At 66.1% G+C, this 22,816-nt stretch carries 23 protein-coding genes; 4 read left to right on the top strand and 19 right to left on the bottom strand.

What is annotated here, in order from left to right; genetic code table 11:
- The 6 genes from ruvA to AAIO73_RS04050 form a co-directional block, all read right to left on the bottom strand.
- On the bottom strand, window positions 1–603 hold the full coding sequence (gene ruvA, locus AAIO73_RS04075; protein ID WP_345876505.1) for a Holliday junction branch migration protein RuvA: 603 nt from the start codon (window positions 601–603) through the stop codon (window positions 1–3).
- A 154-nt stretch (window positions 604–757) separates the two neighbouring features.
- Window positions 758–1,267, bottom strand: a complete 510-nt coding sequence (ruvC, locus tag AAIO73_RS04070; RefSeq protein WP_345876504.1) for a crossover junction endodeoxyribonuclease RuvC — start codon at window positions 1,265–1,267, stop codon at window positions 758–760.
- 145 nt (window positions 1,268–1,412) lie between these two features.
- Complete coding sequence (locus tag AAIO73_RS04065; RefSeq protein WP_055763231.1) at window positions 1,413–2,156, bottom strand: YebC/PmpR family DNA-binding transcriptional regulator; 744 nt, start codon at window positions 2,154–2,156, stop codon at window positions 1,413–1,415.
- Between the two features lie 27 nt (window positions 2,157–2,183).
- Complete coding sequence (locus tag AAIO73_RS04060) at window positions 2,184–2,717, bottom strand: DUF1003 domain-containing protein (protein WP_345876493.1); 534 nt, start codon at window positions 2,715–2,717, stop codon at window positions 2,184–2,186.
- Window positions 2,718–2,740: 23 nt separating this feature from the next.
- On the bottom strand, window positions 2,741–2,977 hold the full coding sequence (locus tag AAIO73_RS04055) for a DUF2312 domain-containing protein (protein ID WP_110152188.1): 237 nt from the start codon (window positions 2,975–2,977) through the stop codon (window positions 2,741–2,743).
- Between the two features lie 69 nt (window positions 2,978–3,046).
- Entirely contained in the window at window positions 3,047–3,415 is a 369-nt protein-coding gene (locus AAIO73_RS04050; protein ID WP_345876487.1) for a DUF1244 domain-containing protein, read from the bottom strand.
- A 72-nt stretch (window positions 3,416–3,487) separates the two neighbouring features.
- Between AAIO73_RS04050 and pyk the strand changes: the two genes are divergently transcribed.
- Window positions 3,488–4,954 (top strand): pyruvate kinase, encoded by a 1,467-nt coding sequence (pyk, locus tag AAIO73_RS04045; protein ID WP_345876484.1) that lies wholly within the window; start codon window positions 3,488–3,490, stop codon window positions 4,952–4,954.
- A 139-nt stretch (window positions 4,955–5,093) separates the two neighbouring features.
- Here the strand turns inward: pyk and AAIO73_RS04040 are convergent, their stop codons facing one another.
- The 4 genes from AAIO73_RS04040 to AAIO73_RS04025 form a co-directional block, all read right to left on the bottom strand.
- A complete protein-coding gene (locus AAIO73_RS04040; RefSeq protein ID WP_345876482.1) occupies window positions 5,094–5,879 on the bottom strand; it encodes a transglutaminase family protein in 786 nt (261 codons plus the stop codon).
- Window positions 5,879–6,811 (bottom strand): alpha-E domain-containing protein, encoded by a 933-nt coding sequence (locus AAIO73_RS04035; protein WP_242116440.1) that lies wholly within the window; start codon window positions 6,809–6,811, stop codon window positions 5,879–5,881. Before AAIO73_RS04035 ends, AAIO73_RS04040 begins: the two co-directional genes overlap by 1 nt.
- Before the next feature lie 7 nt (window positions 6,812–6,818).
- Window positions 6,819–8,300, bottom strand: a complete 1,482-nt coding sequence (locus tag AAIO73_RS04030) for a circularly permuted type 2 ATP-grasp protein (protein ID WP_345876480.1) — start codon at window positions 8,298–8,300, stop codon at window positions 6,819–6,821.
- A 78-nt stretch (window positions 8,301–8,378) separates the two neighbouring features.
- The gene (locus AAIO73_RS04025) at window positions 8,379–10,397 is read right to left on the bottom strand and encodes a protein-disulfide reductase DsbD family protein (RefSeq protein ID WP_526023761.1); all 2,019 of its coding nucleotides are present in this window, start codon (window positions 10,395–10,397) and stop codon (window positions 8,379–8,381) included.
- 52 nt (window positions 10,398–10,449) lie between these two features.
- Here AAIO73_RS04025 and AAIO73_RS04020 point away from each other — a divergent pair, with 52 nt between their 5' ends.
- Window positions 10,450–12,114 carry an alkaline phosphatase family protein gene (locus AAIO73_RS04020; protein WP_345876476.1) on the top strand — a complete coding sequence of 555 codons (1,665 nt, stop codon included), beginning with the start codon at window positions 10,450–10,452 and terminating at the stop codon, window positions 12,112–12,114.
- A 12-nt stretch (window positions 12,115–12,126) separates the two neighbouring features.
- Here the strand turns inward: AAIO73_RS04020 and AAIO73_RS04015 are convergent, their stop codons facing one another.
- From AAIO73_RS04015 to AAIO73_RS03995, 5 genes are all read right to left on the bottom strand, one after another.
- Complete coding sequence (locus AAIO73_RS04015; protein WP_345876474.1) at window positions 12,127–12,513, bottom strand: DUF6766 family protein; 387 nt, start codon at window positions 12,511–12,513, stop codon at window positions 12,127–12,129.
- A gap of 50 nt (window positions 12,514–12,563) precedes the next feature.
- Window positions 12,564–13,502 (bottom strand): right-handed parallel beta-helix repeat-containing protein, encoded by a 939-nt coding sequence (locus tag AAIO73_RS04010; RefSeq protein WP_345876473.1) that lies wholly within the window; start codon window positions 13,500–13,502, stop codon window positions 12,564–12,566.
- 100 nt (window positions 13,503–13,602) lie between these two features.
- A complete protein-coding gene (locus AAIO73_RS04005; RefSeq protein WP_242115988.1) occupies window positions 13,603–13,881 on the bottom strand; it encodes an integration host factor subunit beta in 279 nt (92 codons plus the stop codon).
- Between the two features lie 165 nt (window positions 13,882–14,046).
- Complete coding sequence (gene rpsA, locus AAIO73_RS04000) at window positions 14,047–15,750, bottom strand: 30S ribosomal protein S1 (protein ID WP_242115987.1); 1,704 nt, start codon at window positions 15,748–15,750, stop codon at window positions 14,047–14,049.
- A gap of 507 nt (window positions 15,751–16,257) precedes the next feature.
- Window positions 16,258–17,934: a DEAD/DEAH box helicase gene (locus AAIO73_RS03995; RefSeq protein WP_345876469.1), complete on the bottom strand. Its 1,677-nt coding sequence runs from the start codon at window positions 17,932–17,934 to the stop codon at window positions 16,258–16,260.
- Between the two features lie 178 nt (window positions 17,935–18,112).
- On the opposite strand from AAIO73_RS03995, the gene msrB reads away from it, so the two are divergent.
- Window positions 18,113–18,598 carry a peptide-methionine (R)-S-oxide reductase MsrB gene (gene msrB / locus AAIO73_RS03990; protein WP_345876467.1) on the top strand — a complete coding sequence of 162 codons (486 nt, stop codon included), beginning with the start codon at window positions 18,113–18,115 and terminating at the stop codon, window positions 18,596–18,598.
- Between the two features lie 14 nt (window positions 18,599–18,612).
- Here the strand turns inward: msrB and AAIO73_RS03985 are convergent, their stop codons facing one another.
- Window positions 18,613–19,188 (bottom strand): CHAP domain-containing protein, encoded by a 576-nt coding sequence (locus AAIO73_RS03985; protein ID WP_526023760.1) that lies wholly within the window; start codon window positions 19,186–19,188, stop codon window positions 18,613–18,615.
- Window positions 19,189–19,536: 348 nt separating this feature from the next.
- Between AAIO73_RS03985 and AAIO73_RS03980 the strand changes: the two genes are divergently transcribed.
- Window positions 19,537–20,088 carry a hypothetical protein gene (locus AAIO73_RS03980; RefSeq protein WP_242115984.1) on the top strand — a complete coding sequence of 184 codons (552 nt, stop codon included), beginning with the start codon at window positions 19,537–19,539 and terminating at the stop codon, window positions 20,086–20,088.
- A gap of 13 nt (window positions 20,089–20,101) precedes the next feature.
- On the opposite strand, the gene AAIO73_RS03975 is transcribed toward AAIO73_RS03980, so the two are convergent.
- Genes AAIO73_RS03975 through AAIO73_RS03965 form a run of 3 tightly spaced genes read right to left on the bottom strand, consistent with a single transcriptional unit; the run spans window position 20,102 to window position 22,814 of the window.
- On the bottom strand, window positions 20,102–20,839 hold the full coding sequence (locus AAIO73_RS03975; RefSeq protein ID WP_345876463.1) for an extensin-like domain-containing protein: 738 nt from the start codon (window positions 20,837–20,839) through the stop codon (window positions 20,102–20,104).
- Window positions 20,836–21,549 (bottom strand): NUDIX hydrolase, encoded by a 714-nt coding sequence (locus AAIO73_RS03970; RefSeq protein ID WP_345876462.1) that lies wholly within the window; start codon window positions 21,547–21,549, stop codon window positions 20,836–20,838. The genes AAIO73_RS03975 and AAIO73_RS03970 overlap by 4 nt, the downstream gene beginning before the upstream one ends.
- A gap of 38 nt (window positions 21,550–21,587) precedes the next feature.
- Complete coding sequence (locus AAIO73_RS03965; RefSeq protein ID WP_345876460.1) at window positions 21,588–22,814, bottom strand: chymotrypsin family serine protease; 1,227 nt, start codon at window positions 22,812–22,814, stop codon at window positions 21,588–21,590.
- Window positions 22,815–22,816 lie beyond the last annotated feature (2 nt).

The following is a 22,816-nucleotide window of genomic DNA, read 5'->3' as shown; positions in this document are numbered from 1 at the left end:
TTAAGTGCGCGACGCTTTGCGCAGCGCCAGCCTGACCAGCGCGTCAAGACTCGCTCCCGCACCCAGTTCTTCGGCCGCCTTGCCCACCGCCGTCGCCGCCTCGGCGGGCCGGAAGCCGAGGTTGAGCAGCGCCGACACCGCATCGCCCTCGATCCCGTCGCCGCCCGCTGCCGGGGCAACCGCGCCCGGACCGATGGCGATACCGCCGACCTTGTCCTTCAATTCCATCGCGATACGCTGTGCGAGCTTCGGGCCGACGCCGTTGGCGCGGGCGATGCTGGCCTTGTCGCCGCGCGCGATCGCGGTGCGGACTTCCTCGGGCGACAGGGTCGACAATATGCCGAGCGCCACGCGGGCACCGACGCCCTGTACGCCGGTCAGCAGGCGGAACCAGTCGCGCTCGTCCGCCGTGGCGAAGCCGACCAGTCGGATGAAGTCCTCGGCGACCAGCATCTCGGTATGGATGGTGACGCTGCCGCCGACCGGCCCCAGCGCCTGCAACGTCCGCGACGATGCGCCGACCAGATAACCGACGCCGTTCACGTCGATGACCGCATGGTCGATGCCGGAGACGGACAGCGTGCCTTTGAGATGGGCGATCATGCAACGCTCATTTGTTGGAAATGACGGTTACCCGCACCCGCCGTACCCCGGCGAAGGCCGGGGTCCAGTTGCGGGCCGTTCATACTATCGCGTGCGTGACCCAACTGGACCCCGGCCTTCGCCGGGGTACGCAGAGGGGGACGATCGATCATGATCACGCCCCGATCCCCGTCGACCGTCTGGCCCGCGCCTGCGCGCTGGCAAGGTGATGCGCATGGGTGATCGCCACCGCCAGCGCGTCGGCCGCATCCGGACCGGACAACTTCACGCCGGGCAGCAGATGCCCGACCATCGCCTGGATCTGCTTCTTGTCCGCGCCGCCGGTGCCGACCACCGCCTTCTTGACGATGCTCGGATGATACTCGCCAATCGCGAGCCCTGCGGTCGAGGCGGAAAGCAACACGACCCCGCGCGCCTGCCCCAGCTTCAGCGTCGATTGCGCGTTGCTGTTGCCCAGCACCTCCTCGACCGCCGCGCCATCGGGACGTTCGGTGCGGATCACCTCACCCAGCGCGCCGAACAGCAGCGCGAGGCGGCGCGGAAGCTGCATCGACGGGTCGGTGCGAATCTGTCCGTTGGCGACGTGCGACAGGCGATTGCCGTCGGCGCGGATGATGCCCCAGCCGGTGGTGCCGAGGCCGGGATCGAGACCGAGGATCAGCACGTTCCAATTCCTCCCCGTTCACGGGGAGGGGGACCAGCGAAGCTGGTGGAGGGGGGTGTCCACAAACGCTGCGCTGCGTGGCACTCCCCCTCCACCACCGCTGCGCGGCGGTCCCCCTCCCCGCAGGCGGGGAGGATTTGGGTCGTCAACCCAGCTTCTCCATGACCTCGTCGGACACTTCGTAATTGCCCCACACGGTCTGGACGTCGTCGTCATCGTCGAGCGCGTCGAGCAGCTTGAACAGCGTCGCGGCATCGTCTTCGCCGACCGACACCATCGTCTGCGGACGCCATGCCAGCTTGGCGCCTTCGGCTTCGCCCAGCACCGGCTCCAGCGCCTTGGCGACTTCGTGCAGGTCGCCCTGTGCGGTCCAGATTTCGTGGCCGTCCTCGCTCGACGTCACATCCTCGGCGCCGGCTTCCAGCGCCGCCTCGAACACCTTTTCGGCATCGCCCGCCTTGGCGGGATAGTTGATCAGGCCGACCCGGTCGAAGCCATGGCTGACCGATCCGGCGGTACCGAGATTACCGCCGTTCTTCGACACCGCGGTGCGCACGTTGGTCGCGGTGCGGTTGCGATTGTCGGACAGCGCCTCGATGATGAGCGAAACCCCGGCGGGACCAAAGCCCTCGTAGCGAATTTCCTCGTAATTCTCCATGTCGCCCTTCGACGCCTTGTCGACCGCGCGCTGGATATTGTCCTTGGGCATCGACTGCGCCTTGGCGGCATTGATCGCCGCGCGCAGGCGCGGGTTCATGTCGGGATCGGGCAGGCCCATCTTCGCCGCGACGGTGATTTCGCGGCTGAGCTTGGAAAACATGCCCGACCGCTTCTTATCCTGCGCACCCTTGCGGTGCATGATGTTCTTGAATTTGCTATGGCCTGCCATCGGTGCCTCTTATTGGTTGCGCCCGCTCTACGCCCGGGCGACGTTTTGCGCCAGCGCGTCGATCTTCGCCTCCAGCGCCGCCAGCCGGTCGATCACATCGCTGTCGAGCTTGGCGTGCAGCGCGAGGATGTCGATCTCCGCGCGCAAATTGGTTTCATAGTCGAGCCGCGCCGCCAGCCGGTCCTTTTCCGATTGCCGGTTCTGGCTCATCATAATGACCGGCGCCTGGATCGCCGCCAGCGTCGACAGCATCAGGTTCAGGAAGATGTAGGGGTACGGATCGAACGCCAGCCCGAAATGCGACAGCACGTCGGAATTGAGCAGCATCCAGCCCAGCAGCACCGCCGTGAAGGCGATGATGAACCCCCACGACCCGCCGACCGCCGCGACGCGGTCCGCCAGCCGGTCGCCGAAGGTCGATCGTGCGTCCGATTCGTCGGCCGCGTCGCGTGAGATCGGCGCGCCGCGTTCGATCGCGGACAGGACATGCGCTTCTTCCTCGCCATGCGGATCGCCATGCCCTTTCAGCAGGCGCGTCGCGATATGGAAGACGCTGGCCATGTCCCTGTCTCCTTCGACCGGTGTCAGATACCGAGTGCCTGCTTGTAGGTTTCGAGCAGCATGTCGGCTTCGTCGCGATGATGCTTTTCCATGCGGCGCAGGCGGATGATCGTCCGCATCGTCTTCACGTCGAAACCGGTCGACTTGGCTTCGGCATAGACGTCCTTGATGTCGTCGCTGATGCCCTTCTTCTCTTCTTCCAGCCGCTCGATACGCTCGATCAGCAGGCGGAGTTGTTCCGCCGAAACATTGTCGGTCATGCAGTCCTCGGATGTGACGAAATTGGTGAACGGGCGCGCCTAGCCGATCCGCGCGCCCGCCTCAACCGATCAGCGCGGTTCGGTGATCGCCGGCGGGTCGCTGGCCGGGAAACTGTCGTCGAGCGCTTCGTCCAGCGCCTCATCGTCGCTGCGGTTCTTCGCGACGCTCTGCTCCATCTTCGCAATCTGATCGGGGGTCGCCGGTTGCTGATGCTCCGCCTTCCACTGCGCATAGGGCATGCCGTACACCGCCTCGCGCCCTTCGTCCTTCGACACACCCGCCGCTTCGCCCAGCCAGTCGCCGAGGCAATTGCGACAAAAACCCGCCAGCCCCATCAGATCGACATTCTGCGCATCGGTGCGATGCTGCAGATGGCGGACCAGCCGGCGGAACGCGGCGGCCTGTGCCTGCTCGGAAATTGAATCGATTGTTGCCATCACATCGGCCTCCAAGGTTGATCGTTTACGAATAAGCACTAGAGGCAGGCGCGCAACGCCCGGAGAGTGATTATGACCAAGGCCATCAGCCCCCGTTCGCGCAAGGTCCGCGTTCTCGCCACGCTAGGTCCCGCCAGCAACACGCCGGAAATGATCGCGAAGCTGTTCGAGGCCGGCGCCGACGCGTTCCGGGTCAATATGAGCCATGGCGACCAGCAGTCGAAGGTCGCGGTGATCGAGGCGATTCGCGGACTGGAGCGCCAATATGGCCGCCCGACCACGATCCTCGCCGATCTTCAGGGGCCGAAGCTGCGCGTCGGTCGCTTCGCCGAGGGGCGGGTGATGCTGGAGACCGGACAGCGCTTCACGCTCGACCGCTCGAGCGAGCCTGGCGATGCGACCCGCGTTGAACTACCGCATTCCGAAATCTTCGCCGCGATCGCCCGCGACGCGCGCCTGCTCCTCGACGACGGCAAGCTGGTGCTGCGGGTGCTCGACCATGACGACGACAAGATCGTGACCGAGGTCGTGGTCGGCGGCGCGCTGTCCAATTCGAAGGGGCTGAACGTGCCCGACGTCGTGCTGCCGATGGCCGCGCTGACGCCCAAGGACATTTCCGACCTGCACTTCGCGGTCGAACAGGGCGTCGACTGGATCGCGTTGTCGTTCGTGCAGCGCCCCGAGGATCTAGCGGAGGCGCGCAAGCTGATCGAGGGCAAGGCGGCGCTGCTCGCCAAGATCGAAAAGCCGTCGGCAGTCGCCCGGCTGGAGGAGATCGTCGAGCAGTGCGACGGCGTGATGGTCGCGCGTGGCGACCTGGGCGTCGAACTGCCGCCGCAATCGGTGCCGCCGCTGCAGAAGCGCATCGTCGAGACCGCCCGCCGCCTCGGCCGCCCGGTGGTCGTCGCGACGCAGATGCTCGAATCGATGATCACCTCGCCCTCGCCGACTCGCGCCGAGGTGTCGGACGTCGCGACCGCCGTCTATGACGGTGCCGATGCGATCATGCTGTCGGCGGAGAGCGCGGCGGGCAGTTGGCCGGTCGAATCGGTGACGATGATGAACGACATCGCGCACGCCGTCGAACGCGATCCGGCGCATGGCGACCGCGTCCATTTCACTGTGCTGCGTCCCGATCCCACCACTGCCGACGCGCTGGCCGAGGCGGCCAAGAACATTGCCGCGACGGTCGATGCGAAGGCGATCCTGTGCTTCACCAAATCGGGTTCGACCGCCCGCCGCATCGCGCGCGAACGGCCGCCGGTGCCTATCATGGTGCTGACCCCGCAGATTGACACCGCACGGCGGCTGGGGCTGCTCTGGGGCGTCCACGCGGTTCACACCCGCGACGTCGCGTCGTTCGAGGAGATGGTCGCCAAGGCGAAGCGCATGATCCTGCGCCACAATATCGCCAAGGCCGGCGACCGGGTCGTGGTCTGCGCAGGCGTGCCGTTCGGGACGCCGGGATCCACCAACGTGCTGCATGTCGTGCAGATCGTCGGTGACGAACTGAAGAACTACAAGGGCTTCGAAGCGTAACCTGAGAAATCCTCCCTGCCACGGGGAGGGGCGACCAGCGAAGCTGGTGGAGGGGGATCGTCGCGAGCGCAGGGTGGCTGGCCAACCGCCTCCACCACTCGCTTTCGCGAGCGGTCCCCCTCCCCTTATCGAGGAGGAATTAAGCCTCTTCTACCCTGACGTCGACGTCGAGCACTTCCTCGCCAGCGCCCATGCGCACACCGGCGATCGGCGCGGCACCCGCCGCGTCGAGCGCCACCGCGACGCGGATATGGTCGAGGCCCGAACGCCCACCGACCGCCGGATCGAAAGCGAACCAGCCGCCCGCGACATACGCCTCCGCCCAGGCATGCGGGGCCAGCGTCCGGCGTTCATCATCGCCCGACAGGCTGTATCCCGACACATAGCGCGCCGGCACGCCGTGCGCCCGCGCAGCAGCGACGAAGATTTGCGCCATGTCGCGCGGCGACACCCGATCGTCGGCTGCCGCCTCGACCGCACTGCGGATCGCCGGTGTCGGTCGACGGTCAAGTGACGAGCGGCCATGGATCGCCGCCGCCAGCGCGGTCATCGCCGCCAGGTCGCTGCCGGTCGCCAGCATGGCGATCGCATCGTCGGCGCGGGTCAGCGGCGTCACCCGCCGGAACAGCTCGGGTGGAAACGGTTCGTCCGTCGCCTCGATCGGCCCGTCGCTCTCGCTCAGCAACGCTTCGCCGGTCACGGTCAGGCACAGCGTCTCCACCGGCCCCTCGGCATAGAGCATTCGGGTCAGATTGCCGTAGCCGTCGATGCTTTCACGCAACCGCGCATCGCAATCGACATCAATCCGCCAGTTGACCACCGTCTGGTGGCTGGTGTCGCCGGGGAAAAGGCGCAGTAACTGGACGATACGCGCCTGCGGTTCGGTGAAGCGATACCGCGTCTCATGTTGGACCGACAGCCGCATCAGATGAAGCGGAACTGGCGGGCGATCGCGGCGTCGAGCATCGCATTCTCCCGGATGAAGGCGGTCAGATATTCATGCAGCCCGCTGACGATCACCTCGTGCGCGCGGGTCTTCTGCATCCGGGCGAGACGTGCGCGGGCCATGCGGTCGGCCTCCCCCTGGAAACCGGTGCGCTTGCCGAGCATGTTCAGCATCTCGACCGTTTCGTCGACGCACGCCGCGAGGCTGCGCGGCACTTCGCCGCGCGACAGCAGCAATTCGATGACGCTCGCCGGCTTCAGCCCGTCGCTGTACAACCAGCGATAGGCGGTGACCGCCGACACCGTCTGCAGGATGGTGGTCCATTGATCCCGGTCGATCGCGCCGCCAATCCGTTCCCCTTCGGGCAGCAACAGGTGATATTTGACGTCGATCAGCCGCGCGGTGTTGTCGGCGCGCTCGATCGCCGCGCCAAGCTGCACGAACCACGTCGCCTCATTCTTCATCATGCGCTGCACCGCGCCTTCGAAGCCGCGGGCTTCGGCTTTGATCGCCTCGACGAGGTTGAGGATATCCTCGCCCTCTTCGCCGCGCGGAGCGTTGAAGACGATCCACGCGCGGTTGATCGCGGTCCATGCGTCGCGGGTCAGCGCGGTTCGAACCGCCTTCGCATTGTTGCGCGCGGCGTCGAGGCACCACAGGATCGATCCGGGATGGCTGCGGTCGCACGTCAGGAAGCGCGCCACCGATCCCTGCCCCACCGCCTGTCCAGTCGCGGCGAAACTGTCCTCGGTATAGCTGACCGCCAGCGCGCTGGCCCACGCCGCATCGCCTGCCGGGCGCGACGACAATGCATCAAGCCGCACCGTCGCCTCGACCAGTCGCGCGAGGAAATCGGCACGTTCGACATAGCGGCCCAACCAATAGAGCGAGGCGGCGGTGCGCGACAGCATCGCCATCTCAGCGCCCTCCCTGCGACTGGGTCATGCCGCCCATCGTCTGCGTCTGCGCCGGCCGATCGTCCATCAGCACGAAACTGTCCTTCGTTCCGCCGCCCTGGCTGGAATTGACGACCAGCGATCCTTCCTTCAACGCGACGCGGGTCAGACCGCCCGGCACCACCTGCACCTTGTTCGCACCGGTCAGCACGAACGGGCGGAAATCGACATGGCGGGGGCTCAGGCCTGTCTCGGTCAGCGTCGGCACCGTCGACAGCGCCAGCGTCGGCTGCGCGATATAACGCTGCGGCTCGGCGATCAGCGCGCGGCGGAAATCCTCGATTTCCGCTTTCGATGCGGTCGGCCCGACCAGCATGCCATAGCCGCCCGATCCGTCGACCAGCTTCACCACCACTTCGTCCAGATGGTCGAGGACATATTTCAGCGCGTCGGGCTCGCGACAGCGCCATGTCTCGACATTGGGAAGCAGCGGCTCGCTTTCCGAATAGAATTTCACGATCTCGGGCATGTAGCTGTAGATCGCCTTGTCATCGGCGATGCCGTTGCCCGGCGCGTTGACCAGCGCGACATTGCCCGCGCGATAGGCGGCGATCAGCCCGGGCACGCCCAGCAGTGAATCGGGACGGAACACGACCGGATCGATGAAGTCGTCGTCGATTCGACGATAAATCACATCGACCCGCACCCGCCCGGCGATCGTCTGCATCCATACGACATCGCCATCGACCACCAGGTCGGCCGGCTCGACGAGTTCGATCCCCATCGAATCGGCAAGGAAGCTGTGTTCGTAATAGGCCGAGTTGAAATGGCCGGGCGTCAGCACGACGCAGTTCGGATGCGCCCCCGCTCCCGGCGGCGCGACCGACCGCATGGTTTCCAGCAGCAGGTCGGGATAGCTGTCGACCGCCGCCACCCGGAAATTGCGGAACAGTTCGGGGCACAGCCGGATCATCGCCTCGCGGTTCTCCAGCATGTACGACACGCCCGACGGGGTACGGGCATTATCCTCCAGCACGAAGAATTCGTCGGGGCCGGTCCGCACCAGATCGATGCCACAAATATGCGCCCACACCCCATGCGGCGGGCGAATGCCGGCGATCTCGGGGCGGAACTGGCTGTTGCCAAAGATCAGGTCGGGCGGCAGCACCCCGGCCTTCAGGATGCGGCGCTCGCCATAGATATCGTCGAGGAACGCGTTGATTGCCTGCGTCCGCTGCACCAGCCCCTTCGACAGGCGCGCCCATTCATCGGCCTTGAACACCCGCGGTACGATGTCGAACGGGATGATCCGTTCCGCAGCCTCGCTATCGCCATAGACGGCGAAGGTGATGCCCAGCTGGCGAAAGGTCGCCTCCGCCGATTGCAGGCGCCGTTTCAACTCATGGGACGGCACCTCGCGCATCCAGCGTGCCAGTGCCGCAAGGTCGTCGCGCGGATTGTCCGGCCCACCCTGTCCCCAGATTTCGTCGAACGCCTGCCCCATCCGTCCTCCAACGCCGCCACCCGAATATTTCTCCGCATGCTGCGATGCGAAAACGACGCTGGCAAGCCGGTTCGGACGTCAGGAAACCAAATCGGTCAGCGTGGCGGGCGTAAGTACTTGCGGTAGCACCCGTGCGTCGCGACTGCCGGGGGCATAATAAAGGTACAGCGGCACCCCGGCGCGATTATGCGCCTCGATAAAGCGGCCCAGTACCGGGTCGCCATCGGTCCAATCGCCGACCAGTATCTTTACACCCCCCCTCCCAAACGCATCAGCCACCGCCCGAGTCTCGATCGCGGCGCGTTCGTTGACCTTGCAGGTCAGGCACCAATCGGCGGTGAAGTAAGCGAAGACCGGCTTGCCCTCGGCGCGCAACGCCTCCAGTCGCACCTCGCTGAACGGCTCGGCTCCGGCGATACCGGTCGGCGCCGTGCCGGCGGGGGCAGCGCGCTCGACCAGCGCGGTCGTGCCGATCGCCAGCACCAGCGCCGCGAGACCGGGCCACCATGGCCGGTCACGTCCGCGCAGCTGCCGCCGTCCGGTCCACCACAGGCCGAGCGCCGCGAGCAGCAGCGCGGCGAGCCCCAGCGCCATGCCGTCGACGCCCGCCTGCCGCCCTAAAATCCAAGCCAGTGCCAACGCGGTCAGGAACATCGGCACCGACAAGATCCTGCGGAAAATATCCATCCACGCGCCCGGTCGCGGCAACCGGCGGCGCAGCGCGGGCACGAAGCCGAGCAGCAGGAAGGGCAGCGCCAGTCCGAAGCCGAGGCCGGCAAAGACCGCCATCGCCGCGACGGGCGGCAGGACCAGCGCCGATCCCAGCGCCGCGCCCATGAACGGCCCGGTGCAGGGCGTCGCGACGAACGCCGCCAGCGCGCCGGTGGCGAACGCCCCGCCTCGCCCGCCGCGCGTACCGACCTGCGGCGTTGGCAGTTCGAACAGTCCGGCGAGGTTCAGCGCGATCGCGCCGGTCAGCACCAGCAACAACAGCACGACGCGCGGATCGGTCAACTGGAACGCCCAGCCGGCGGCCACCCCCGCTGCGCGGATGGCGAGCAACACGCCGCCGAGCAACAGGCACATCGCCACTGCGCCTGCGGTATAGGCGACGCCCTCGGCACGGGCATGCGCGGCCGACTCGCCCGATCGCGCGAGGCTTAACGCCTTCAGGCTCAGGATCGGGAAGACGCACGGCATGATATTGAGCAGCAAGCCGCCCAGCAGCGCGCCGGCAAAGGCGATCAGCGCGGCGCGCAGCGGCGCCGGCTCGGCAGGTGGGGCGACAGTGCCCGGCGTGGCGCGGATCAGAAAGCCTTCGCCGCTGCCGGTTGCCAACACGCCTTCCAGAACCGCCGGACTGCCGCTGCCTTTCGACGCGACCACGATCGCATCACCGTCGCGCCGGATCGTCTGGGGCGCGTCGTAATCGACCGCGTTCTCGGTCAGCGGAAAGAAATAGGCGTTGCCGATCGCGACATCCGCCGGAAACGGTACCCGCAACCGGAATTGCTCGCCCGGCTGGAAGATGGCCGGCGATCCGATCGGCTTGGGCAGCGCACGGCGCCAACCGTCGAACTGCGATCGCCGGGCCGGATCGATCGCGCCGTCGCCGATCGTCAAGTCGGTGGCCAGCGTCGCCTTTTCCGGTACGCAGATCTCGCGGGTGCAGACCAAATAGTCGATCGCCAGTCTCACCGGCAACTTCGTGCCTGGAGCCAGCCCCGCCGGGACGCGCAACTCGGTCAGCAGCGTCCATGGTCGCTCATAGACATAGTTCATGATCCCGGCGACGGTCAGCCGTTCGGGCACAGGATAGCGTAGCTCGCCGACGCTCGCCCCGACCGGCAGCGCCCAGTCTAGCCGCGGCTGCGTTCCGACCGCACCGGGATTGCGCCAATAGCCGTGCCAGCCGGCATCGGGCACCGACACCAGTGCGATCGCGACGGCCGTCCCCGGTGCCGGGGTATCGCTTTCGGCGATCATCCGCATCTGTACATGGCGCTGCCCGGGCGTCTGCGCCGCAGCCGGTAGCGCCGCGCCGAGCAGCACGAACAACAACGCGATTCGAAGCCACACTATTCTTGCCGCTGTCATGGACGCGGGGTAGCGGAGATTCGGGACGGATGCACCGTCCGCGGAGTACACGATGCGTCTCGTTTCCCTTGCCGCGCTGTTGCTGGCGACCGTCACCCCAGCCTTCGCCCAGACTGCGACACCGGCGCCCGCCGCCGATGCCGTGCCGCCGACCTATCCGGCGACCCCGCCCAAGCTGATCGTCGCGATCTCGGTCGATCAATTCTCGGCCGATCTGTTCGCCGAATATCGCGGCCGCTTCACCGACGGGTTCGCACGCCTGATGCAGGGCGCGGTGTTCCCGGCCGGCTATCAAAGCCATGCCGCGACTGAGACCTGCCCGGGCCATTCCACGATCCTCACCGGATCGCGCCCGTCACGCACCGGCATCATCGCCAACGACTGGGTCGACCAGCGCAGCAACACCCGCCCCGGCTTCAAGGTCTATTGCGCCGAGGACGAGCGCGTTCCCGGCTCGACCTTCGACGACTATACCGTGTCCGACGCCCATCTGATGGTGCCGACGCTGGGCGAGCGGATGAAGGCCGCCGACCCGCGCACCCGCGTCGTCTCGGTCGCGGGCAAGGACCGCGCGGCGGTGATGATGGGCGGGCACAAGGTCGACGAACTCTGGTGGTTCGGCAAGAACGGCTTCGTCAGCTATGCCGGTCGCACCATGCCGCCGGTGGTCGCCCGCGCCAACGCCGCCGTCGCCAAACGCATCGCGACCGCGCAGCCCGCAATGACGCTGCCGACCTTCTGTCAGCCGCTGGCACGCGCGGTGCGGGTCGGGGACAAGACGGTCGGCACCGGCCGGTTCGAGCGCGTCGCGGGCGACGTCGCCAATTTCCGCCGCTCGCCCGAATATGACGCCGCCGTCCTCGCGCTCGCCGCCGGGCTGATCCAGGACATGAAGCTGGGTCAGGGACCGCAGACCGACATCATCTCGATCGGCGCATCGGCCACCGACTATGTCGGTCATGGCTATGGCACCGAAGGCAGCGAGATGTGCCTGCAACTCACCTCGCTCGACCAAAGCCTTGGCGAATTTTTCCGCGTGCTCGATGCGACCGGCGTCGATTATCAGGTCGTGCTGACTGCCGACCATGGCGGCAGCGACGCCAGCGAACGGCTGGCCGCCCATGCCGTGCCCGATGCGGTCCGGCTCGACGGCGAATTCACGGTCGACCGCATCGGCAAGGCGATCGGAGAGAAACTGAAGATTGCCGGCCCGGTGCTGTACGGCGGGGTCAACGGCGATGTGTGGTACGACATCAAGCTGACCGCCGCACAAAAGGCGGCGGTCGAGCGCGAGGCGATCGCGATGTTCGCCGCCCATCCGCAGACGCAGGCGGTGTTCACCCGCGCGCAGATTCTCGCGACGACCGTACCGAACACCCCGCCGGAGACGTGGTCGCTGATCGAACGCGCGCGCGCCTCCTTCTACCCGCCACGCTCGGGCGATCTGCTGGTGGCGATGAAGCCGCGCGTGCTGACCGTGCCCCATCCGGTCGCCGGCACTGCCGTCGCGACGCATGGCAGCTTCTGGGACTATGACCGCCGCGTGCCGATCCTGTTCTGGCGCAAAGGTCAGGGCGGGTTCGAGGAGCCGTTCGGCGTCGAGACGGTCGACATCCTGCCGACGCTGGCCGCGACCATCCGCCTCCCGGTACCGAAGAACGAGATCGACGGCCGTTGCCTCGACCTCGATCCGGGTGATGGGACGACGTGCCGATAAGCACGTCCCCGATCAGACGTCATGGCCATGCGGCTTCGCATGGCCATCAACCCGCAAGTAACGGCGATCAAGTTCGTCGATCGTCGCTTGATCGGTGCCGGACAGCTTGAGGAGCAGGTCCATCTTCGCTTCCATCCGATCATCATTTTCCTTTGACGCCGGCGATCCGGCGTAGAGGAAATAGGCAAGACCAACGACTTGCCATAGCAATTGTAGAAATTCGGACTGCCAGTTCTCGAACGTATCGCGTCCCATTTCGACGAGATAGGCGTTTAGGTCGGGCGATTGCCCATGTTCACGCGCAGCATCGACAAAGGCGTACCAACCGAACACCCAGTGCCCGATGATCGATACCAGGAAGAACGCAACGGTGATCCAGCCATAAGCATATTTGCGCATGTCCATCTCCATTCGCCATGCGGCTGAAAACGAACGGTTTTAGCAAAGGATCACCGCTTCTCGAACGTCCGGATTCCCGGCCCCAGCCGGTTCGGGCCGACCGCGACGCCGTCGCCGCTATAGTCGGCCACGAACGCCGGGTTCTTTGTGACACCCGGTGCGAGTCGCGCGTCATTGCCCTCGACGCGCAGGCCGCTGGCCGGGAAGGTCCGCTTCTCCGCTCCGACGACGATGAACCCTGTCCAGTTCTCCTTCGCCTTGCCCTGGACGAAGGCATTGCGCGAGATCACCCCGGTCGCGCCTTCGGGCAGGTCGATCATATAGTTGGTTTTATTGCCACGACTGTCGTCAAAGCTCGAATCGGTGATCTCGATGCGCGGCGCGCGGATTTTGACGTAATGCCCACCGGTGCCGCGTTCGAAGCGCGAGCGCCTGATGACGATCATGCCATTGTTGCTGAGATAGACCGCATGGGAGCAGTCGGTCGTTTCGCACTGGCCCAGTCCGGCAAAGGTCGAGCGGTCGATGGTGATGCGCTGCTGCCCATCGGGATTGCCGCCCAATATCCCTTCCTGACTGTCGAGGAAGGTGGAGTTAGTGACGGTCAGGTCGCCGATCTCGGTGCGGATGCCCGCGCCGTTACCGTCGGGAACGCGAATGCCGCGAAAGATGATGCCGTCGACCGTCGAGCGGCGACCGCGCAGGACGAAGGTCGCCTTGCCTTCGCACGCGCCGCCGGCGAAGATCACCGTGCCGGGCACCCGCGCGCGGAAGGTGATGTCGCCGCCGCTCTGAACGGTGCAGTCGCGATAGGTGCCGGGCGCGATCAGGATCGTCGCCGTCCCGTCGCGCACCGCGCTCACCGCTGCGTCGACCGTTGGATAGCTCTCGCCGGTCTGTTCGATGACGAACGGCGCGGCACGCTGCTGCGCTGGCAGTGGCGCTGCGCCGAGCAACAGGACGATGGGCAGGAAGCGGCGGCAGGTCATGGGGGCGGGCCTCGGTAGGGATCGCCCCGCTATGCGCCGTGATCGCAGCCGACGGAAGCGTCGGGTACACCCTGCCCCCGTCCCGCCGCGATACGTCCGATCAGACGTTCAGCCGCGCCCGCATCTCTTTGCCGGGCTTGAAATAGGGAACGCGCTTGGCGTCGACCTCGACCGCTTCGCCGGTGCGCGGATTGCGTCCGACGCGCGCATCGCGGGCACGGGTCGAGAAGGCGCCAAAGCCGCGCAGTTCCACCCGGCCGCCATTTCGCAGGCGTTCGGTAATGGTGTCGAAGAACGTCGATACGATCCGTTCGACATCGCGCAGCGGCAGCGTGGGGTTTTCCTGCGCAATCTTCTGAACCAGTTCGGATCGGATCATCTTTCCCTCGGCATTCCAGGCATCTAGGCCGAAACCGGGTCTGGTCTGGCGGCTTACGCCTAACCTGAATTTATTTGAAACGACAATCCGCCTTTCGAATGAACGAAAAACGGGGCGCTCCGCTTTGGAGCACCCCGTCAATCGTCCGGTAGAGGAAGGAGAAGCTTACTTCTGCTCGCCGCGAGCCTTCAGCGCTTCGCCGAGGATGTCGCCCAGCGACGCACCCGAGTCCGACGAACCGTACTGCGCAACGGCCTGCTTCTCTTCGGCGATCTGCATCGCCTTGATCGAGAAGGTCGGCTTCTTCGAACGATCGAAGCCGGTGACCATCGCGTCGAACTTCTGGCCGACCTGGAAACGCTCCGGACGCTGTTCGTCGCGGTCGCGGCCAAGATCGGTGCGCTTGATGAAGCCGGTCGCGCCATCGTCGCCCTGCTGCACTTCGAGGCCCGCATCGCGGACTTCGAGGACGGTCACAGTCACGATCGCGTTCTTGTTCAGGCGATCACCCGCCTGCGCGGCGACCGGGCCGCCACGCTCGAGCTGCTTCATGCCGAGCGAGATACGCTCCTTGTCCGGCTCGATCGCGAGCACGACGGCCTGGACCGTCTCGCCCTTGCGGTGCAGGTTGAGCGCGTCTTCGCCCGAAATGCCCCACGCGATATCCGACATGTGGACCATGCCGTCGACGTCGCCGTCCAGGCCGATGAACAGGCCGAATTCGGTCGCGTTCTTGACTTCGCCCTCGACGGTCGAACCGACGGGGTGATCTTCCGCGAACTTCTCCCACGGATTGGCCTGTGCCTGCTTGAGGCCCAGCGAGATGCGGCGCTTGTCCTGATCGACTTCGAGGACGATCACGTCGACTTCCTGGCTGGTTGAGACGATCTTGCCCGGATGGACGTTCTTCTTGGTCCAGCTCATTTCCGAAACGTGGACCAGACCTTCGATGCCCGGCTCCAGTTCGACGAACGCACCATATTCGGTGATGTTCGTGACGCGGCCCGACAGCTTCGCGCCGACCGGATACTTGGCACCGGCACCATCCCACGGATCGCTCTCAAGCTGCTTCATGCCGAGCGAGATGCGCTGCGTGTCGCGGTTGATGCGGATGATCTGGACGCGGACGGTGTCGCCGATGTTCAGCACTTCCGAAGGATGACCGACGCGCTTGTACGACAGGTCGGTGACGTGCAGCAGGCCGTCGATGCCGCCGAGATCCACGAACGCACCGTAGTCGGTGATGTTCTTGACGACGCCGTCGATCACCTGGCCTTCGGCCAGCGACTGGATCAGACCCGAACGTTGCTCGGCGCGGGTTTCTTCCAGCACGGCGCGACGCGACACGACGATATTGCCGCGCTTGCGGTCCATCTTCAGAATCTGGAACGGCTGCGGAATGTCCATCAGCGGGGTGACGTCACGCACCGGACGGATATCGACCTGCGAACCCGGCAGGAACGCCACGGCGCCCGACAGGTCGACGGTGAAGCCGCCCTTGACCCGGCCGAAGATGACGCCTTCGACGCGCGCGGTCTTGGCGAATTCGGTTTCCAGCTTGTCCCACGCGGCTTCGCGACGGGCGCGGTCGCGGCTCAGCATCGCTTCGCCGTTCGCATTCTCGACGCGGTCGACATAGACTTCGACTTCGTCACCGACCTTCAGATCGGCCTTCTGGCCCGGCGCGGCGAATTCGCGCAGCGGCACGCGGCCTTCCGACTTCAGACCGACGTCGATGACGGCGAGGTCGTTCTCGATCCCGGTGACGGTGCCGATGACCACGCGGCCCTCGAAGCTCTCCGAAGCACCGAACATGTCGTCGAGCATCGACGCGAAATCGTCACGGGTGGGATTTGCCATGCTGGCCATATAAATCTTGGTTCCTAAACGTATCTGTTTCCGGCCGGCCGGTTGTCTCCGGCGGTCTTTGACCGGCATTGCCGCGCGCGCCGAATACGACACGCGGCATTCCACGACCATGTCGTCACGAAAGGCTTGCCCCGGCTGTGCGGAAAGGACGCGCGAGCATCCGGCCTACGCGAGTCTGTGCTCGTTGAACCGGCGCGCCATACGCCTTTTGGGCGCATGGCGCAACGGTGTCACCGCGTTACCTGGGGCAGAAGCAGTGTTGGTTCAAGCGAAGGTGCGAAGACGTGAGGAAGAGACAGATTTCGCGGGGAGACGCGGAGGTGCGGACGAACGGCGCCTGTGGCGATCGCCCGCCGAGCCAGCGGCCATCATTGCTCATTGCAGCGACTCCGAAAGGCTTCGCCGGGAAAGCGCCGACTTCCCGATCCGCCACCTCTCTGCGCCTCCGCGTCTTTGCGCGAATCTACCTTCGCGCCATCGCGTGCAATCCTCTTCACGCCGACTGGATTAGCCCCGCCGCCCCCCGCGATACGGCTTGGCGGAGTGTCGCGGCGGTGCGCCGTTGGTACGACGCTGCGGTGCTGCCGGTGGCCCCGCCATCTGTTCGAACATCAGATCATCGTCGGGCGTCGCCGTCCGCTTGACCGATGCGATGAACTTGGCAGCGATCGCCTTCGGTATCTCGAACGCCGATTCGTCGTTGGCGATGCGGATCGCGCCGATCTCGCCCTTGGTGATATGGCCGCGACGACACAGCAAGGGCAGCAGCCAGCGCGGATCGGCATTGTGGCGCCGACCGACGTTCATGCGGAACCACACTGTGTCCTCGAAGCCCGGACGCGGCCCTTCCTGGCGTTCGCGCCGCTCGGGCACGCCACCCGCGGACAATTCCTCGGGCGCAGGCAGCTTGGCGCGATAGGCGCGGACCAGCAGCGCGGCGATATCTTCCGGCGTCTTTTCGGCGAGCAGGCGCGCGCCCAGTTCGACATCGGCCTCTTCGAACTCGACCGGTTCGGCCAGCTTGGTGAGCAGGCGCTCGCGGTCAGCAGCATGAATTTCGTCCGGGGTCGGCACGCCAATCCATTCGGCATTGATCTTCGCATCGCGCAGCAGCCCCTCGACGCGGCGACGGCGCTGGAACGGCACGATCAGCGCGGCGATACCCTTCTTGCCCGCGCGGCCGGTCCGGCCCGACCGGTGCTGCAGCGCCTCGGCATCGCGCGGCAGTTCGACATGGACGACAAGGCTCAGCGACGGCAGATCGATGCCGCGCGCGGCAACGTCGGTCGCGACGCAGACCCGGGCGCGGCGATCGCGCAACGCTTGCAGCGCATGGTTGCGCTCCGACTGCGAATGCTCACCCGACAGAGCGACTGCATCGAACCCGCGCTCGACCAGATTGGCGTGAAGATGGCGGACGGCCTCGCGCGTAGCGCAGAACAGGAAAGCCGTGTCCGGCTCGTGCAGGCGCAGCAGGTTGACGACCGCATTCTCGATATCGTTCGGCGCGACGGTCATCGCCTGATAGCTGATGTCGCCATGGCCCCGCTCGGCCTCGCGCGTGTCGATGCGATACGCGTCTTTCTGGTAACGCTTGGCGAGCGCCACGATTGGCTTGGCGAGCGTCGCCGAGAACAACAACGTGCGGCGCTCGGCCGGTGTACCGTCGAGAATCCCTTCGAGATCCTCGCGGAAACCCATGTCGAGCATCTCGTCGGCTTCGTCGAGGATCGCGACCTTTAGCCCCGACAGGTCGAGCGCGCCGCGTTCGAGATGGTCGCGCAGACGGCCCGGCGTTCCGACGACGATATGCGCGCCGTGGCTCAGGTTGCGGCGCTCGCGAGCCGCGTCCATGCCCCCGACGCACGATACGATGCGCGCGCCGGTCGGGCCGTACAGCCACAACAGTTCACGAGCGACCTGCAACGCCAGTTCGCGTGTCGGAGCGATGGCCAGCGCTAGGGGGGTGCCGGCACGGGGCATCTTGTCATCGGCGTCGAGCAGGTCGCGCGCCATAGCGAGACCGAAGGCAACGGTCTTGCCCGATCCGGTCTGGGCGGAGACAAGCAGGTCACGCCCCTCGGCTTCGGGGGTCAGGACGGCCGCCTGTACGGCGGTCGGGGCTTCATAGCCGCGCGCGGATAGCGCCGCGGATAGCGGTTCGGGCAACGTCGAAAAAGGCATAATGCGCCAAATGGCCCCAAATTGCGGCTACGGCAAGGCCAAGCGTCGCCCTATCTTGGCGTTCCGCACCGACGCCGCGCCGTTTTGAACCGAATTCATGGTCCTTGGTCGGCTGGCGTACCTGCCCGTTGTCGCCCGCCGCCCCCAAACCCACATCGGTCGAACGAAAGGATTACCCATGTCGATCGATCGTCGCCGCCTGTTGGAACTGACCGGATTGTCGGGCCTCGCCGCCCTGATCGGCTGCGCGCCCGAGACGAGCGAGGCCGCACCGAATTTCCCGTTCAAGCTGACCGATGCGCAGTGGAAGGCACGGCTGACCCCGCCGCAATATAATGTATTGCGACAGGAAGGGACCGAGCGACCCTATAGCAGCCCGCTCAACGGCGAGAAGCGCAAGGGCATGTTCGCCTGCGCCGGCTGTGGCCGCCCTCTATTTTCCTCGACGACCAAGTTCGAGAGCGGCACCGGCTGGCCGAGCTTCTATGCGCCGCTGAACGGTGCGGTGGTCACGAAGACCGATCGCTCGCTGATGATGACGCGGACCGAAGTGCTGTGCGCGCGTTGTGGCGGACATCTCGGCCATGTGTTCGACGACGGACCGCGCCCGACCGGCAAACGCTATTGCATGAACGGCGTGGCGATGACCTTCCGCCCCGCCTGAACCGGTAGCCGCGATCAGTCGTTGAGCGCGACGACCTGACGGGCATGGGCGGGCTGGATGCTGGCGCCGCCGGCCGGTGCCGGCGGATCGACCTTGGCGATCTCCATCGGCGCGGCGAATTCGGCAGGGGCCGGCGCGTGGCCCGAATAAATGAAGCCGTTGGTTGGATAGGCCGAGGTGCCCAGCCCGCCCAGCGGACCGAACCACACCTTCACCTCGCTCCAGTCACCCGCCGCCGATACGTCGATGGCGCGCACGTCGCGCTCGATCCCGCCGCGCTGCGACCAGTTGGCGTGGGTCAGCAGCACTTCGCGGTCGCTGACGACCTTCGACACCATCGCGACATGGCCGAAACGCATTTTCGAGGTAGCGGCGAACGAAAGGACCGCACCTTCCTTCGGTGCATGGCCGCGTTCATACTTGCCGGCGGCCTGGCTCCACCAGGTATGTGCATTGCCGAAAATCTCGACGCCCGAAATTTCGCGGGCATAGGGGGCGCATTGCCAGAACCGGGCCTGTGCCGGAGCCACCATCGCCAGAGCGCACGAAACCACCAGCACAAAACGCGCTGCCAAAGCACCAAAATTCATCTGACCCCCACGGCCCCACGAATGTCTTGGGCGGCATGAAGCAGGGTTTTCCGCGCACGAAAACCCCATGCCCGGCCGATCGGGAACCAATTCCGATGAAGCGTGTTTGCGCGGCGATGACTGGCGGATGAACCGTTCCCGTCGGTCGTTCGCGTCCCCTACCTGGCAACGAAACGGCACTTCGTCCGGTCCCGGACGATGCGACGAACCGCATGACATTGATGTTGCAATGCAGCACCCGACATGATCGGATGTGTCGTCGACCGGGTTCCGCCACGTTCGTTCAGCAAGCTGTTAACCGTTTCCGCGTAACATCCGGTCGTTGGCTATTTGGGCGGGGAGTTGAAGATGGCGATTGCACGCAGACCAGCCGAAGGAGCGATGACGCTGGCCGAAATGAAGGAATTTGCGACGTTTTCGGCGGCGACGCAGCGCTATATCCGTCGCTCGCTCGACATCGGCCTTGATCGTGACGACGCGATGCGCCGCTGGTCGCGTGACGTGGTGGAAGCCGCCAGCATCCGCGCCCAGGCACGCATCTACGACCGCTTGCCCGACATCCGCGCCTGCATCCCGGAAGACAGTGGTCTCGACGCGACCGAGCCGTTCATGACCCCGCTGCTGATGGTCACCGCCTTCGATCTGGGACAAGGGCGGCTGACCACCTTCGGCGCCTATCGCTTCCTCTACGAACGGTTGGTCGGGGCGGAGGCGCGACCTTGGCTGCCCGCCGCCTTCTGCGCTTCGGCGGCACTGCCGCATCTGCACCCGGAATTGCGCCGCAAGCTGCTACAGTCGCTCAGCGAAGCCGCGGCAACCGCCTCGGGCTGGTCGCTGCGGCAACCGGCCTTCTATCCGGCGTGGGTCGAAAAGGTCGAAGCCGGCGCACCGATGCACTGACCGGTCGGCGGGGTCAGCGACATGCCCCGCCGAAACCCCGCGCCGCCTGATCGAAGTGAAAATGGTCGCGGTGCGCGGCGTTGTAATCGGGGGACAAAACCGTCGAGAACACGCCGCACGCCCCGTCGCGCACCTCGCGCAGGAACGCCGCCTTCGCCGCGTCGTCACGCCCCCGCCCCGCCGTCCAGTCGCCGACGACGCTGATCCGGCGACCATCGTCGAGGACGAAGGCAGCGATATCCAGCGCGTTCGCCGTCGCATGCTCGCTGAACGCCCCACTGTCGCGACCATAAAGGCGACGGCAATTATAGCTGCCGAAATTCTGGATACGCGCAACCGACGTCCCGAAATGTTTCTGCGCGGCGGGCTGCACGACCTGCCACTCCCATAGCGCCATGCCGGTCGCGACGCGGCACGACACGCCGACATCGGGGGTAATCGCGATGGTGCGCGATCCGCCGCCACGCATCCGCACCGCATCGTCATAGCCGCATTGTGCCGACCCCTCGCGTGGCGGCAGGGCCGTATAGCGCACTCCGGCGGCATCGAGCAGCGCCCGACATCCAGCGAAATCGCCGCGCAGGTCGCCGATCTTGCCGCGCGTGAACATGCCGATCGGCTGCGACAGCTCGAGCGGGGTCCAGGGCACGTCCTGCGGGCGGCTCCGCGCGAAGGCATATAGGGCGAACGCGATTGCGGCGAGGATGGCAAGCCAGACGAAAAGGCGTATGCCCGCCGACAGCGCCTTCACCCGCGCACCGCGCGCGACGCCGGTTCGGCAGTAAGCGGATAGCCGAGATCGTCGGGGATGCAGATCCAGTCACCGTCAGGACGCACTTCGACCCATGGCGTGATCATCCGCACCGGCCAGCGGGCTGCGGACGCGAAGGCGGCATCGCTATCGCCGTGTTCGGCCAGTCGTTCCAGCACGCGGCGTGTTGGGAACAGCAACGTTGCTTCGCCACGGTCCGCCGCCGCCAGCGCGTCCGCGGCCGTCGTCCACAACACCCGGCTGTTCTCGGTCGCATCGACCCGCGCCTCGGCTGCGGCTTCGGGCAGGCGGGCCAAGAAGAAATGCGTATCGAATACCCGCACCGGCACATGATCGGGTCGCCACCGGGCATAGGGGACCAGCGGCGTCGGATCGACCGGTCCTAGTTCCGACAGGGCAGCACCACCGGCCAGTGCGCGCCGCATAGGTTCGACATCACCGTCGATCCCGATCGCGATTCCGGCCTCTTCGATCGTCTCGCGTATCGCCGCCAGCCGCGGAGCCAGATGATCGTCGCCCATCGCCAATGCCAACGCATAGTCCCCGGCGTCGATCCGCCCGCCGGGGAACACCAGTGCTCCGCCGGCAAACGCCATCGCCGCCGCACGTTCGACCATCAAAATTTCCGGCGGACCGTTTGGCCGGTCGCGCAGGACGATTAGCGTGGCGGCAGGAATAGCAGCGGTCATCACCCGCCGACTTGGGGAGCGGCGCGCGCGATGTGAAGTCAGTTCGTCGACGCGGAAAGTGGAACAGGCGGCGGCGCGACCAGCAACCGCCAGCCATCGGGCAGAAAGTCGAGCGACATGTAATAATAGAAGACGCACGTCCCATCAGGTCGATAGCTGCCGCCCTTCAGCAGCCCGATCGCAGTATCGCCTAGGAACACCGGCCCGCCACTGTCGCCCTCACGGCACCCCGGCCCGGAGACCGCGACCCAGGTCGGCAGACATGGTCCACCACACAGATCGCCCGATGGCGCGAAGTCGGTCATCATCACCTCGGCACAGCTATAGCCGCTACTCTCGCCGCGATGGCAAACGATATCGCCGACGCGCGTACTTGCCCGGCTGCGCTGCCCGTCGACGGCGCGGATCTGCGTCCGCGCCGCGTCGGCGTAGAATAGCGGGCGGATGGCGTCGGATGTCGCATTCACCTGTACGTCGTGAAACCCCCAGCCCCATTGCCCGACAAAGGTCGTCGGCGTTACCGATCGGTCGGGGGCGATATGGTCAAGCTGATCGGGACAATGAGCGGCGGTGACGATCCCCGTCTGTGCGCCATTGGTCACGACGAAACCGGTCGTGCAATAATAGCGCCGACCATTGGCCGGATCGGGTCCGATCAGTCGCGATCCGCCGATCACCTCGCCTGAGAGATCCAGATCGGGCCGCCCGGTCGTAGCGAGCCGGATCGGCACGCCGGTCAAGTCGGCCAGTCGCCGCCGCAGGGCAGCGACGTCGCCCCCGGCATCGCCAGCACCGATCTGAATCAGCAATGCCCCCCGTCGCGCATCGATGCCGATCGCCGGCGGGCGGGTGAGCATAGCACGAATGGCCGCCTGATGCCGGTTCAGCGCGTCGAGCAGCTCGACCCGCGTCGACCGGGCCCCAACGCGGAAACGGACCGGCACGGTCAGGTCGCCTGCGCCGATTTGGGCATCGGCGACCGGGCGGTTGCCGGTCAGCAGCACCGATACCGCGCCGTCCGGCTCGATGGCGATGCCAGCCAGCCGGTCGCGATAGCGCCCCTCAATCCACTCGGTCGCCGCAACGCTGGCGATTTGCTTGCGCAGCAGAACCAGTGCCGCAGCCGGATCGATGCCCCGCACCCGCGCAACTTCGTCGGCGTCCTGCGCCAATGCCGCTTCGGCGGAAACGACGGTGGCGGCGTCCTGCGCCGCGGCGGGATTTCCCACCACCAACGCAAGCGCCGCCACCAGCCAGCGCAGCATGT

The sequence above is a fragment of the Sphingomonas epibiotica genome, assembly GCF_039615155.1.
GTDB lineage: Bacteria > Pseudomonadota > Alphaproteobacteria > Sphingomonadales > Sphingomonadaceae > Sphingomonas.
This window is presented reverse-complemented; position numbering and strand designations above follow the sequence as displayed.